The organism is Methylobacterium sp. C33D (assembly GCF_053345825.1).
Genome location: NZ_JBKFAV010000016.1, coordinates 19,940 through 30,770, shown reverse-complemented (window position 1 = coordinate 30,770; position 10,831 = coordinate 19,940). Strand labels below are relative to the sequence as shown.

At 72.6% G+C, this 10,831-nt stretch carries 15 protein-coding genes; 8 read left to right on the top strand and 7 right to left on the bottom strand.

What is annotated here, in order from left to right; translation table 11 throughout:
• Window position 1: 1 nt before the first annotated feature.
• From ACLBXO_RS14565 to ACLBXO_RS14545, 5 genes are all read left to right on the top strand, one after another.
• On the top strand, window positions 2–313 hold the full coding sequence (locus ACLBXO_RS14565) for an oxidase (protein WP_331314009.1): 312 nt from the start codon (window positions 2–4) through the stop codon (window positions 311–313).
• Between the two features lie 78 nt (window positions 314–391).
• Complete coding sequence (locus ACLBXO_RS14560) at window positions 392–1,177, top strand: class II glutamine amidotransferase (protein WP_331314007.1); 786 nt, start codon at window positions 392–394, stop codon at window positions 1,175–1,177.
• Window positions 1,178–1,340: 163 nt separating this feature from the next.
• The gene (locus tag ACLBXO_RS14555) at window positions 1,341–2,081 is read left to right on the top strand and encodes a NepR family anti-sigma factor (RefSeq protein WP_331291163.1); all 741 of its coding nucleotides are present in this window, start codon (window positions 1,341–1,343) and stop codon (window positions 2,079–2,081) included.
• Window positions 2,082–2,206: 125 nt separating this feature from the next.
• A complete protein-coding gene (locus ACLBXO_RS14550; protein WP_447685774.1) occupies window positions 2,207–2,620 on the top strand; it encodes a DUF1236 domain-containing protein in 414 nt (137 codons plus the stop codon).
• Between the two features lie 145 nt (window positions 2,621–2,765).
• Window positions 2,766–3,041 carry a hypothetical protein gene (locus tag ACLBXO_RS14545; RefSeq protein WP_331314003.1) on the top strand — a complete coding sequence of 92 codons (276 nt, stop codon included), beginning with the start codon at window positions 2,766–2,768 and terminating at the stop codon, window positions 3,039–3,041.
• A gap of 4 nt (window positions 3,042–3,045) precedes the next feature.
• Here the strand turns inward: ACLBXO_RS14545 and mscL are convergent, their stop codons facing one another.
• From mscL to ACLBXO_RS14525, 4 genes are all read right to left on the bottom strand, one after another.
• Window positions 3,046–3,465, bottom strand: a complete 420-nt coding sequence (gene mscL, locus ACLBXO_RS14540; protein WP_331314002.1) for a large conductance mechanosensitive channel protein MscL — start codon at window positions 3,463–3,465, stop codon at window positions 3,046–3,048.
• Between the two features lie 60 nt (window positions 3,466–3,525).
• A complete protein-coding gene (locus ACLBXO_RS14535; RefSeq protein ID WP_447685773.1) occupies window positions 3,526–4,410 on the bottom strand; it encodes a CDP-alcohol phosphatidyltransferase family protein in 885 nt (294 codons plus the stop codon).
• 7 nt (window positions 4,411–4,417) lie between these two features.
• On the bottom strand, window positions 4,418–5,128 hold the full coding sequence (locus ACLBXO_RS14530; RefSeq protein WP_331313999.1) for a phosphatidylserine decarboxylase: 711 nt from the start codon (window positions 5,126–5,128) through the stop codon (window positions 4,418–4,420).
• 248 nt (window positions 5,129–5,376) lie between these two features.
• Window positions 5,377–6,756, bottom strand: coding sequence for an RsmB/NOP family class I SAM-dependent RNA methyltransferase (locus tag ACLBXO_RS14525; protein ID WP_447685772.1), 1,380 nt, complete (start codon window positions 6,754–6,756; stop codon window positions 5,377–5,379).
• A gap of 55 nt (window positions 6,757–6,811) precedes the next feature.
• Between ACLBXO_RS14525 and ACLBXO_RS14520 the strand changes: the two genes are divergently transcribed.
• Window positions 6,812–7,060: a DUF1674 domain-containing protein gene (locus ACLBXO_RS14520; protein WP_447685771.1), complete on the top strand. Its 249-nt coding sequence runs from the start codon at window positions 6,812–6,814 to the stop codon at window positions 7,058–7,060.
• Window positions 7,061–7,079: 19 nt separating this feature from the next.
• On the opposite strand, the gene ACLBXO_RS14515 is transcribed toward ACLBXO_RS14520, so the two are convergent.
• A complete protein-coding gene (locus tag ACLBXO_RS14515; RefSeq protein WP_331313996.1) occupies window positions 7,080–8,084 on the bottom strand; it encodes a 2-keto-3-deoxygluconate permease in 1,005 nt (334 codons plus the stop codon).
• Window positions 8,085–8,323: 239 nt separating this feature from the next.
• Between ACLBXO_RS14515 and ACLBXO_RS14510 the strand changes: the two genes are divergently transcribed.
• Window positions 8,324–8,632: a cupin domain-containing protein gene (locus ACLBXO_RS14510; RefSeq protein WP_447685770.1), complete on the top strand. Its 309-nt coding sequence runs from the start codon at window positions 8,324–8,326 to the stop codon at window positions 8,630–8,632.
• A 12-nt stretch (window positions 8,633–8,644) separates the two neighbouring features.
• On the opposite strand, the gene ACLBXO_RS14505 is transcribed toward ACLBXO_RS14510, so the two are convergent.
• Together ACLBXO_RS14505 and bluB are read right to left on the bottom strand one after the other, a co-directional pair.
• Entirely contained in the window at window positions 8,645–9,154 is a 510-nt protein-coding gene (locus tag ACLBXO_RS14505) for a L,D-transpeptidase (protein ID WP_419539327.1), read from the bottom strand.
• Window positions 9,155–9,408: 254 nt separating this feature from the next.
• On the bottom strand, window positions 9,409–10,047 hold the full coding sequence (gene bluB, locus ACLBXO_RS14500; RefSeq protein WP_447685769.1) for a 5,6-dimethylbenzimidazole synthase: 639 nt from the start codon (window positions 10,045–10,047) through the stop codon (window positions 9,409–9,411).
• 357 nt (window positions 10,048–10,404) lie between these two features.
• On the opposite strand from bluB, the gene ACLBXO_RS14495 reads away from it, so the two are divergent.
• A complete protein-coding gene (locus ACLBXO_RS14495; protein WP_331313990.1) occupies window positions 10,405–10,779 on the top strand; it encodes a DUF2794 domain-containing protein in 375 nt (124 codons plus the stop codon).
• Window positions 10,780–10,831: the final 52 nt, after the last annotated feature.

The window sequence follows — 10,831 nt, the reverse complement described above, 5'->3', positions numbered from 1 at the left end:
GATGCGGAAGCCCCTCGCGACCCTGAGCGCCGACGACCGCGCCCTGCTCCGCAAGCGCCTGCGCACGCCGGTGCTCACCTTCCTGGCGCTGCTGGCGCTTCTCGCCGTCAACGTGACGCTCGGCGCCACCCTCCCCTTCGCGCAGGTCTGGATCGTCGAACTCGCCGTCGTCGCCGTGATGGTGGCGCTGATCCTCCTCGTTTCCATGGAGGTGATCCACGAGCCGCCGCTGATCCGGCTGTTCTCGGGGCTCGGCTTCTTCTGGGTCGCCATCATGGTCGGCATGACGCTGACCGACTATCTCGCCCGCTGAGCCGAGCGAAAGCCGTTGTCGGGGCGGCCGAACGCTCCTAAACGGGGCCGCTTCCCCGCATGGCCCGGCTGAAACACGATGTGCGAACTGCTCGGCATGAGCGCCAACGTGCCGACCGACATCCGCTTCTCGTTCGCGGGTCTCGCCCGGCGCGGCGGCGAGACGGGGCCGCACGCCGACGGCTGGGGCATCAGCTTCTACGACGGCCGCACCTGCCGGAGCTTCCACGAGCCGGAGCCGAGCGCCCGCTCGCAGCTTGCCCGGCTCCTGCGCGACATGCCGATCAAGAGCCGGATCGTCGTCGCCCATGTCCGCAAGGCCAACCGCGGCCGGGTCAGCCTGGAGAACACCCACCCGTTCTCCCGCGAATTGTGGGGCCGCCGCTGGACCTTCGCGCATAACGGCCAGCTCAAGGGCGTGAAGCGGCTGCCGCTCGGCGGCTTCATGCCCATCGGCTCCACCGACAGCGAGCACGCCTTCTGCTGGATGCTCGGCCGGCTCCAGGCCCGGTTCCGCGCCCTGCCCCGCCCCGAGACCCTCGACCGGGCGGTGGCCGACCTCGCGGGCGAGTTGCACGCGCTCGGCGTGTTCAACATGCTGCTCACCGATAGCCGCACCCTCTACGCCCATTGCGGCAAGCGCCTCTGCTACCTGACCCGCCGCGCGCCCTTCGGGAAGGCCACCCTGATCGACGAGGACTGGCAGGTGGATTTCGCCCAGGAGACGACCGAGCACGACGTGGTGACGGTCATCGCCACCCAGGCGCTGACCCGGGACGAGTGCTGGACCGACCTCGCCCGCGGCGACGTCCTGACCCTGCGCGACGGGGCGATCCGGCTGTTGAGACCGGCGAACTTAGCTTAAGTGTGTTTTGCCTGAGGGTGCATGCCCGACCCCGATGCGCTAGAACTCCGGTAACAGGAGCGCATCGGCCGGACTTCCGCACCGGGTCGAGCCGGCAAGCGCTCCGCCTCGACCCGCTCCGGACCACAGGTCGAGCCACGATGAGTTGACGAGCGCGACACGCATGACCCGCGACGACACCGACACCGTCCTGTCCCAGGAGGACGGGACTCGGGATGGCCGCCCGAACCTGGCGCCCGGCATCCGCACGCATCTCGGGGAGCACCTGCGCACGGTCTACGAGCGGATCGGCGAGGAGACTCTGCCGTCCCGCTTCGCCGAGCTGATCGAGAAGCTCGAGGCGGCGCTGCGCGCCCGGGGCGAGGCGATCGAGCCGGAATTCCGCAACGGCCTGCTCGCCGCCGTGCCGTCGCTCCGCGCCTTCGCGCTGTCGCTGACCTCGAACCCGGCCCGCTCGGACGACCTCGTCCAGGACACCCTGCTCAAGGGCTGGCAGCACCGGGCCCGGTTCCAGCCGGGGACCAACCTGAACGCGTGGCTGTTCACGATCCTGCGCAACATCTTCTACTCGGACCACCGCAAGCGGGTCCGCGAGGTCGAGGATCAGGACGGATCCTACGCGGCCCGGCTCGCCACCGCCCCGCACCAGGGCGACCGGCTCGACGTCGAGGACCTGCAATCCGCGCTCGCCAAGCTGCCGCCGGACCAGCGCGAGGCGCTGGTGCTGGTCGGCGCCGAGGGGGTCTCCTACGAGGAGGCCGCGACCATCATGGGCTGCAAGGTCGGCACCGTGAAGAGCCGCGTCAGCCGCGCCCGCGGCCGCCTCGCGGAACTCCTAGGTTACGACGAGGAGGATCTCGGCTCCGACCGGTTCATCCAGTCGGCGATGCCGAAGGACGCGTAGGCGACCGGCCGGCTCCCGGCCGAAAGTCCACAAAAAAGATGCATCCGATTCCGGGGATCGGGCGTTACCGGCCCGAGCTTCGCCGCGACCGCGCGGCGAAACAGCACGGAACGGAGACGCAACGCATGACCTTCAAGACCTTGATCGCCGCCTCGGCCCTCGCCCTCTCGCTGCCGCTGGCCGCTCAGGCCCAGGGCACCATCCCGGGCGCCGAGCGCGGCGCGGCCGCGGGGAACGCCGCGGCCGGCCCGATCGGCGGCATCGTCGGCGGCGCGGTCGGCGCGGCCACCGGCACGGTGGGCGGCATCCTCGGCGTCGACATGGCCCCGCGCTTCCGCAGCTACGTCCGCGAGCGCAACGTCCGCTCGTACGACTACGACGGCCGCGTCGCGGTCGGCACCACCCTGCCGGCCTCGGGCGTGACCTACTACGACGTGCCGAGCGAGTACCGCGTGCAGCCGGGTTACCGCTACACCGTGGTGAACGACCGCCCGGTGCTGGTCGACCGCGGTCACCGCATCGTCGAGGTCATCGACTGAGCGACGGACTCGATGCCGGGGCCGGCCGCGTGCCGGCCCCTGTGCCCCCGGAGACCGCTCCGGGGGCCACCCCCTTAGCCGCGGCCGCCGGCGCAACGCTTCATCCGTCCGGCCGTTGAGAGACGGTTCGACCCGTGAGGCGATCATGACCGACGATTCCGCCGATCCGAAATCCACGCTGCCCGAGCCGGTGCGCGACCATCTCGGCCAACAGCTGCGGAGCGTCCTGCCGGTCGGGCCCGACAAGCCGCGCTTCCTCGGCGACGACCCGGTGCCGGACGCGTTCGAGCCCCAGATCCGCCGGCTCGAGACCCGCCTGAAGACCCACGAGGAGGGCACCGGCGCCGTCGGTCAGGCCCTCGACCAGATCCTCGACGCCTTCGGGGTGAAGCCGCGGGACGACGACACGCGCGCCGGTTGAACCGTCAGACGCGCGGCCTCGTCGCCAGGAGGTCGCGGATCTCGGTGAGCAGCTTCACGTCGGCCGGCACCTCGTCGGGCTTCTTGGCCTCCGCGTGCTGGAGACGGTTCATCGCCCGGATGACGAGGAACAGCACGAAGGCGACGATGACGAAGTTCAGCGTCAGGGTGAGGAACTGGCCGTAGCCGATGACGGCGCCCTGCTTCTTCGCGTCCACGTAGGGCAGGCCGGCCTGCACCTTCGACGAGAGCGGGATGTAGTAGTTCGAGAAATCGAGCCCGCCGGTGATCGCGCCGATCACCGGCATGAAGATGTCCTGGACCGCCGAGTTGACGATGGCCCCGAAGGCCGCGCCGATGATCACGCCGACCGCGAGGTCGACGACGTTCCCGCGCAGCGCGAATTTCTTGAATTCCTCGAGCATCGCCGAATCCCCCTCGCAGAACGCCGCCAAGGTAGGGGAGAAATCCGCGATGGCCAGCGCCTAGTCGGGCTTCACGGCCGCGGATCGTATATCCGCGGCGCCTTCGGACGGGGCGTCCAGCCCGGCCGCGGACCGCTCCCCGGGCGGGGCGGCGAGCTCGGCCTTGAGCCGGCGGCGGTACTGGGCGGCGACCACCGGGATGGTCAGCAGGTAGCCGCCGCTCACGGCCACCAGCGCCTCGAACGGGTAGCTGATCAGGATGCCGAAGGCCGCGACGCCGAACAGGAAGATCGGCAGGACGAGGCTGCGCGGCACCCGCTTGCCCATGGTCTTGCCCGAGTAGGTCGGGACCGTGGAGACCACCAGCAGGGCGATGCACAGCACGTAGATCAGGACCGCCGGTGCCGCCCAGGTCTCGATGCCGAAGCCCAGGAAATGCAGGTAGAGCGGGAGCATCGCGGTGAGCGCCCCCGCGGGGGCCGGCATGCCGACGAAGAAGTCCTTCTTCCATTCCGGCCGGTTCGGGTCGTCCAGCATCGCGTTGAAGCGGGCGAGGCGCAGCGCCATGGCGATGGCGAAGATCAGCGCCACGATCCAGCCCACCGACTTCAGGTGGAACAGCACGAATCCGTAGAGGATCAGGGCCGGGGCGCAGCCGAAATTCACGAAGTCGGCGAGCGAGTCGAGCTCGGCGCCGAAGCGCGACGTGCCCTTGAGCAGCCGCGCCACCCGCCCGTCGATGCCGTCGAGCACGCCGGCCACCACCACGGCGATGACGGCGGGCTCGAACTTGCCCTCGAAGGCGAGCCGGATCGCCGTCAGCCCGAGGCAGAGCGCCATCAGGGTGATCATGTTGGGGGCGATCATCCGGAACGGCACCGGCTTGAACCGGCGCGGCCGCGGCTCGTTCGGGTCGGGCGCGAAGGGCGGGAAGAGATCGTCCATGGCCGCCTCAGATCCGCTTGAACAGCCGCTCCGGGCCGCCGCCGAGATCGGCCAGCACCGTCTCGCCGGCCACCGCCTTCTGGCCGAGGCCGACCAGAACGGTCGCGCCGGCCGGCAGGTAGACGTCCACCCGCGAGCCGAAGCGGATCAGGCCGAACCGCTCGCCGACGCCGAGCACGTCGCCCGCCGCGACGAAGCCGACGATGCGCCGGGCCACGAGACCGGCGATCTGCACCACGCCGACCCGCTTCGGCTGGCCCGCATGGGTCGTCTCGATGACCATGCCGTTGCGCTCGTTGTCGTCGCTGGCCTTGTCGAGCTCGGCGTTGAGGAACAGGCCCGGCGTGTAGTGGATCTGGCCGATCCGGCCGGCCACCGGCACGCGGTTCACGTGGCAGTCGAACACGTTCATGAACACCGAGACCCGCAGGGTCGGCACCTGCGGCAGGTCGAGCTCGGGCGGCGGCAGCACGGTGGCGATGAGGTTCACGCGGCCGTCGGCGGGCGAGATCACGAGCCCGTCGGCCACCGGGGTGACGCGCTCCGGATCGCGGAAGAAGTAGCAGACCCACAGGGTCAGGATCAGGAAGATCCAGCCGAAGAACTGGGAGAAGTAGCCCGCCAGCACCGTCAGCACGATGCCGATCAGGATGAAGGGATAGCCCTCCTTGTGGATCGGCACGAGCGTCCGGCGGATCGTCTCGATCAGGTCGGTCATGGGTTCTATGGACTCGAGGAGGTCGCGGGCGGGAACCACGGGCGGGCGGGCGTTCGGACCGGCGGATGGCAGTCCGCCGGGCCGCCGTCAACTTTGCCAGGGGTCGCGGCTCGCCGCGGGCCGCCGCGTCCGCCCGCGCTGGGTGCGGCTCCGGCGTCGATTCGCGCGCGCCCCCGCTTCATCGACCGGCGCGCCGTGCCGCGGCTGCTTTGCCCCCCTCCCGCACGGGAGAGGGCAGCCGCGTCCGGTCAGTCCGCCCGCCGCAGCCGGCTCGCGAAGAAGCCGTCGAGGCCGCCGCGGGCGCCCTCCAGCTCCGTCAGGTGGCACGGCAGCGTGCGCAGGTCGCCCCGCTCGTCGATCAGCGCCGCGGCGCCGCCGACCTCCTCGGACCGGACCGGCACCCGCGCGTAGCGGGGATCGCGGGCCAGGAAGGCCGCCACCTGCGCCTCGCCCTCCTCCGGCTCCAGCGAGCAGGTGCAGTAGACGAGCAGGCCGCCCGGCCGCACCAGCCCGGCCGCGTGGTCGAGGAGCTTGGCCTGGAGCGCGGCGAGCCGCCCGATATCGGCCTCGGCCTTCGTCCAGGCCACGTCCGGATGGCGGCGGATCGTCCCGGTGGCCGAGCACGGCGCGTCGAGCAGCACGGCGTCGTGGTCCTGCGGCTCCAGGGCGAGGGCGTCGGCGACCACGACGTCGACGGCGAAGCCGAGGCGCGCGACGTTCTCGCGCAGGCGCTCCAGCCGCGGCGCGGACCGGTCGACGGCGGTGACCCGGGCACCGGCAGCGGCGAGCTGCAGGGTCTTGCCGCCGGGCGCCGCGCAGAGGTCGAGGACGCGGGTGCCGTCCCGCGGCGCCAGGAGGCGGGCCGGCAGCGCCGCGGCGGCGTCCTGGACCCACCACGCCCCCTCCTGGAAGCCCGGCAGCTCGGGGATGGCCGGGCCGTTCTCCGGCAGGCGCAGGGAGCCGGTCGGCAGGGTCACGGCCCCGAGCCGCGCGGCCCAGTCGGCGGCCTCGCCCCGCGGCGTCAGGTCGATGGCGGCCCCCGCGAGATGGGCGCGGGCGATCGCGGCCGCCCGCTCCGGACCGTAGGCCGCGATCCAGCGGCGGGCGAGCCAGTCCGGCGTGTTGACCGCCAGGGCGTCGGCGTCCGCGGCCAGGATCGCGTCGCGCTCGCGGGCGATCCGGCGCAGCACCGCGTTGACGAGCCCGGCGAGGTGGGCCGTGCGGGTATCCGCCTTGGCGAGCCGCACGGCGAGGTCGACGGCGGCGTGGTCGGGGACCGCGAGGTCGAGGAGCTGGGCGGTCGCGGTCGCCAGCAGGGCCGTGAGCTGCGGCTTGGCCGCGGGGAGCCCGCGCTCGAGCCGGGCGGCCAGGGCGGCGCGGATCAGCCCGTAGCGGCGGAAGGTCGCCACCGCGATGGCCCGCGCCAGCCCGGCATCGGCCGGCGCCAGCGCCTCGGCGCGGATCGCCTGGGCGAGGGCGTCGTCGAGGGCGGGGGGACGCTCCTGGCCGATCAGGGCGGCGACCGCCTGCATCGCCGCGCGGCGCGCGCCCAGTCCCGCGATGTCCGGACCGGTCCCGCCCGGTGCCGCTGCGTTCCGCGTGTTGCGGCCTGTGTCCCGCGATGCCACTTCTGCTCCAGATCCGACGTTTCCGGACCCACGCCCTCACACCCGAGCGAGCGCGATGCAAGAGCCGACCGCACAAGACCTCCACCGGCAGGACCCGCCCGCGGCGACCGGAGACGGCGCCGCGCCGCCCCGCGCCCTCAGCCCCGCGGCCCAGCGCGCGCTCGCCGAGGCCGCCGAGCGCCGTGCCGCGATCGACGCCCGAGCCGCCGAGATCGGCGCCAGGCCCGAGCGCCAGGGGCGCGGCGGCCTGGAGCCGGTCCGCTACGACGACTGGGAGGTGAAGGGCCTCGCGGTCGACTTCTGACGAACCCGTCGCGGGGCGCCTACTCGGCCGGGACCGCCAGCGGCGTGCCGGCCTCGGCCCGGGCCTCCGCGACGCCCGCCCCGAACCGCCGGTACCAGAGCCCGGTCAGGATCGGCACGAGGATCGAGGTGACGATGATGCAGATCGTCACCAGCACGGTGGCGGTCTGCGCCGACGGGGCGAATTGCGGGGCGACGGCGGCGATCGCCAGCGGGTTGGCGGCGGCGGCCCCGGCCGTCGAGGAGGCCGCCAGCCCCGCCGTGCCGGTCCCGCCCCCGATCGCCCGGTCGGCCAGGATCAGCGGGATTCCGGTGAGGACGATCACCGCCAGCGCCAGCACGATGCCGAGCCCCGCGAGCGGCGAGAGCAGGTTGTTGAGGTCGACCGTGTTCCCCAGCGCGAAGGCGAAGAACGGGATCATCAGCTGGCCGCCCGGGGCGAACAGGGCCCGGAGCTTCGGGTCGAGGTTGCCGAGGGCGAAGCCGACCAGGAAGGGCAGCACCGCGCCCACGAAGATCTGCGGCTCGAAATGCGCTGCCCCGGAGGCCCCGAGGATGATCATGCTCATCAGCGGGCCGGACTCGATCGAGGTCAGGATGAAGGCGCCGGCCTCCTCGCGGCTGCCGTAGGTCTGCATCAGCGAGGCGTAGAGGCCGCCATTGGTCATATCCATGGCGCAGACGATCGCCAGGATCGACAGGCCGGCGAAGAAGCCGGTCTGGATCCCCTCGGGCGGGATGAACAGCGAGGCCACCAGCACGATCGCCCAGGCGGCCACGAGCTTGGTCGCGACCAGCGTGCCGGACTTGCGCAGCACGGTGCCGGTCGCCCTCAGGCTGACCGAGGCGCCCATGCAGAAGAACCAGACCGCCAGGATCGGGATCACCCCGGTCATGATCCCCTGCGTGAAGCCCTTGAAATAGGCCGGGGCGCCCGGCGCGAAGGTCTTGCACAGGGCGCCGAGCAGGAGCGGCATCAGCATCAGGCCGCCGGGAATCCTGTCGATCGCCGCCTTGATCTGCATGGCGCGTCCCTCCCGATCGGGGTCGTTCGCCGACGCGCCGGACCCGGGCGGGGTCGCGGGCGCCGCACCGGGCCGCGCCTCTGTCGGGCGCCTCTCGGACCGGTGCGTCATCCTGTCGGGGCGCGGCGCGGGCCGTCAAGCGGCCCGCCCGCGCGGGCCTTGCCGAACGTGTCGCGCTGTCGGGCGCGGAACGTCGGGCGCCGGGCCCCGTTGGGCAGGTTCACCCGAGGGAGGCGAAGATGGCGAAGACGGTATCGGCCCGGAGCGCGAGCGCGGGCCCGCACGGCGAGATCACCCTCGCCCGCGGCGAGCGTCTCGGCATGCGGATGTGGCGGGCCGAGGAGCCCAACGCCGACAAGCCGATGACCACCTCGGCGCACGAGACGGTCGGCTACGTCGTCAACGGGCGGGCCGAGCTCGTGCTGGAGGGCGAGACCGTGGCGCTCGCGCCGGGCGATTCCTACTGCGTGCCGGCCGGCGCCGCGCACACCTACCGCATCCTGGAGACCTTCACGGCCGTCGAGGCGACGGCCCCGCCGGCCGCGTGAGGCCGCCCTGCCTCAGTGGGTCATGTAGACCTGCGTGCCGACATCGACCCGCGCGTAGAGGTCGACCACGTCCTGGTTGTACATCCGGATGCAGCCATAAGACGCGTAGGTGCCCACCGAGCTCGGCCGGTTGGTGCCGTGGATCGCGTACTCGCCGCCCGCGAGCGTCATCGCCGCCGCCCCCATGGGATTGTGCGGCGAGCCGCCCGCGATGAGGTTCGGCAGGCGCGGGTTGTCGCGCTTCACCTCCGCGGGGGGCGACCAGGCGGGCGCGACGTACTTGCCGTCGATCGGCTTGATGCCGAACCATTGCTTGCCCGGACGGCCCACCGCCACGGGATAGCGGATCGCCGTGCCGTCCCCGTTCACCAGGTAGAGCTTGCGCTGCGACACGCTGATCACCACCGAGCCCGGCGCGACCCCGTTCGCGAAGGGCACGATCTCGCGCGCCTGCGCCGTCTGGAAACAACCGGCCAGCATCGCGCCGGCCAAACCGAATAGAGCCGCCACCCGACCCGACATCACCGCGATCCTCGCAAAGCTAGACTAGACGCGGGCAAGTAATCCCCGGCCGAGCTTACCGTTCCGAGAAAAGCTATGGTTGACGCGGTGTCATTCTGCGGATCCGCGGGGCACGGTAAAAGAGCAACCACGATCCAGGGCGTCTGGACCGCTGCCGCGGGATCGGGCGGCCGCTCGGACCGCCGCTCGGACCGCCGCTCGGACCGCCGTTCGGACCGCCCGGGAGCGCGTCGCAGCGCGCGTCTCCGCGCCTCTCAGCGCTCGTAGAGCGCGCTCCCGCGCCGGTCCTCCGCCTGCCACCCGTGGCGCTCCAGCTCCGGGTCGAGATGCTCCTCCACCGGGTACCCGACGCAGAGATAGGCCACGAGCCGCCACGTCGCCGGCACGGCCAGGATCGCCGTGACCGCGTCCGGCTCCAGGATCGAGACCCAGCCGACGCCGAGGCCGCGGGCCCGGGCGGCGAGCCAGAAGCACTGCACCGCCCCCACCACCGAGTAGGCCAGGGTCTCCGGCATGCTGGCCCGGCCGAGGCCGAGGCCGGACTCGGTGGCCGCGTCGCAGAAGGCGGCCAGGTGCACCGGCGCCTCCCGCAGGCCGGCGAGCTTCAGCCCGCGATACTGCGCGGCCCGGTCCGCCGCGTAGCCCTCGGCCGCGGCGTCGTTGCAGCCGGCGAAGTTCTCCGCGACCGCGCGGCGCCGGCCCGGATCCGCGACGCGCACGAAGCGCCAGGGCCGGCTGTTGCCGACCGAGGGCGCCCGGTGGGCCGCGGCGAGGCAGGCGCGCAGGGCGGCCTCGTCGACCGGATCCGTCCGGAAGCGGCGCACGTCGCGGCGCCACGCGAACAGCGCGTCGAGGTCGTGCAGGAAGGCGGCGTCGAAGGCGGGCGGGCCCATGGTGCGGCTGGCATAGCCGCGAACCCGGCCCGACGGGAAACAGAAAAAAGGCCGCCCGAGGGGCGGCCTGAAGTCTTGGGTCTCGAAACCTCGGAGTGCCGGATCCCGGGATCCCGTGCGGCGACCGATGGCTGGGGAGCTGGGTGTCGGTCGCCGACCGGGCAGAACCCGGCGAGGTTCGATGCCTGTTGTCGCGGGGCAACGCGGCCTGCAAAAGGCGTGAATCGGGCCAAACCGTGTCTTTTGTCGCTTGGGCGTGTCTCGCGGGACACGGCGGTCGCCGCCCCGGCCGCGACCCTTGCGGGGGGCGGCGGCGAGGCCCATCATCCGGCAAAGCATCGATGCGCGGGAGCCGTGATGACCGAGAGGACGAGCGCCGGGTCGAGACCCGACGAGGCGGCGGGCCATGTCATCCCCTTCCCCAGCCGCGCGGCCCCTCCGCAGATCGCCTTCAACCGGGACGAGCTCCGCACGATCTTCAACCTCTACGGCCGGCAGGTCGCCGCGGGCGAGTGGCGCGACTACGCCCTCGATTTCCGCCGCGACAAGGCGGTGTTCTCGATCTACCGGCGCTCCTCCGAGATGCCGCTCTACCGGATCGAGAAGGACCCCAAGCTCGCCCGCCGCCAGGGGGCCTACGCGGTCGTCGCCGCGAGCGGCCAGATCCTGAAGCGCGGCACCGAGCTCGCCCGGGTCATCGCCGTGCTGGAGCCGGCGCCCAAGGCGGTGTGACCGCGCCCTCAGGCGGCCCCGGGCGCCGCTGCGCGGGCCCGGAGCGACCGGC

What these genes read in the sequence shown, in the direction of transcription:
- ACLBXO_RS14565 (WP_331314009.1), top strand. Translation starts at nt 2, where the DNA reads ATGCGGAAGCCCCTCGCGACCCTGAGCGCCGACGACCGCGCCCTGCTC.
- ACLBXO_RS14560 (WP_331314007.1), top strand. Translation starts at nt 392, where the DNA reads ATGTGCGAACTGCTCGGCATGAGCGCCAACGTGCCGACCGACATCCGC.
- ACLBXO_RS14555 (WP_331291163.1), top strand. Translation starts at nt 1,341, where the DNA reads ATGACCCGCGACGACACCGACACCGTCCTGTCCCAGGAGGACGGGACT.
- ACLBXO_RS14550 (WP_447685774.1), top strand. Translation starts at nt 2,207, where the DNA reads ATGACCTTCAAGACCTTGATCGCCGCCTCGGCCCTCGCCCTCTCGCTG.
- ACLBXO_RS14545 (WP_331314003.1), top strand. Translation starts at nt 2,766, where the DNA reads ATGACCGACGATTCCGCCGATCCGAAATCCACGCTGCCCGAGCCGGTG.
- mscL (WP_331314002.1), bottom strand. Translation starts at nt 3,465, where the DNA reads ATGCTCGAGGAATTCAAGAAATTCGCGCTGCGCGGGAACGTCGTCGAC.
- ACLBXO_RS14535 (WP_447685773.1), bottom strand. Translation starts at nt 4,410, where the DNA reads ATGGACGATCTCTTCCCGCCCTTCGCGCCCGACCCGAACGAGCCGCGG.
- ACLBXO_RS14530 (WP_331313999.1), bottom strand. Translation starts at nt 5,128, where the DNA reads ATGACCGACCTGATCGAGACGATCCGCCGGACGCTCGTGCCGATCCAC.
- ACLBXO_RS14520 (WP_447685771.1), top strand. Translation starts at nt 6,812, where the DNA reads ATGCAAGAGCCGACCGCACAAGACCTCCACCGGCAGGACCCGCCCGCG.
- ACLBXO_RS14515 (WP_331313996.1), bottom strand. Translation starts at nt 8,084, where the DNA reads ATGCAGATCAAGGCGGCGATCGACAGGATTCCCGGCGGCCTGATGCTG.
- ACLBXO_RS14510 (WP_447685770.1), top strand. Translation starts at nt 8,324, where the DNA reads ATGGCGAAGACGGTATCGGCCCGGAGCGCGAGCGCGGGCCCGCACGGC.
- ACLBXO_RS14505 (WP_419539327.1), bottom strand. Translation starts at nt 9,154, where the DNA reads ATGTCGGGTCGGGTGGCGGCTCTATTCGGTTTGGCCGGCGCGATGCTG.
- bluB (WP_447685769.1), bottom strand. Translation starts at nt 10,047, where the DNA reads ATGGGCCCGCCCGCCTTCGACGCCGCCTTCCTGCACGACCTCGACGCG.
- ACLBXO_RS14495 (WP_331313990.1), top strand. Translation starts at nt 10,405, where the DNA reads ATGACCGAGAGGACGAGCGCCGGGTCGAGACCCGACGAGGCGGCGGGC.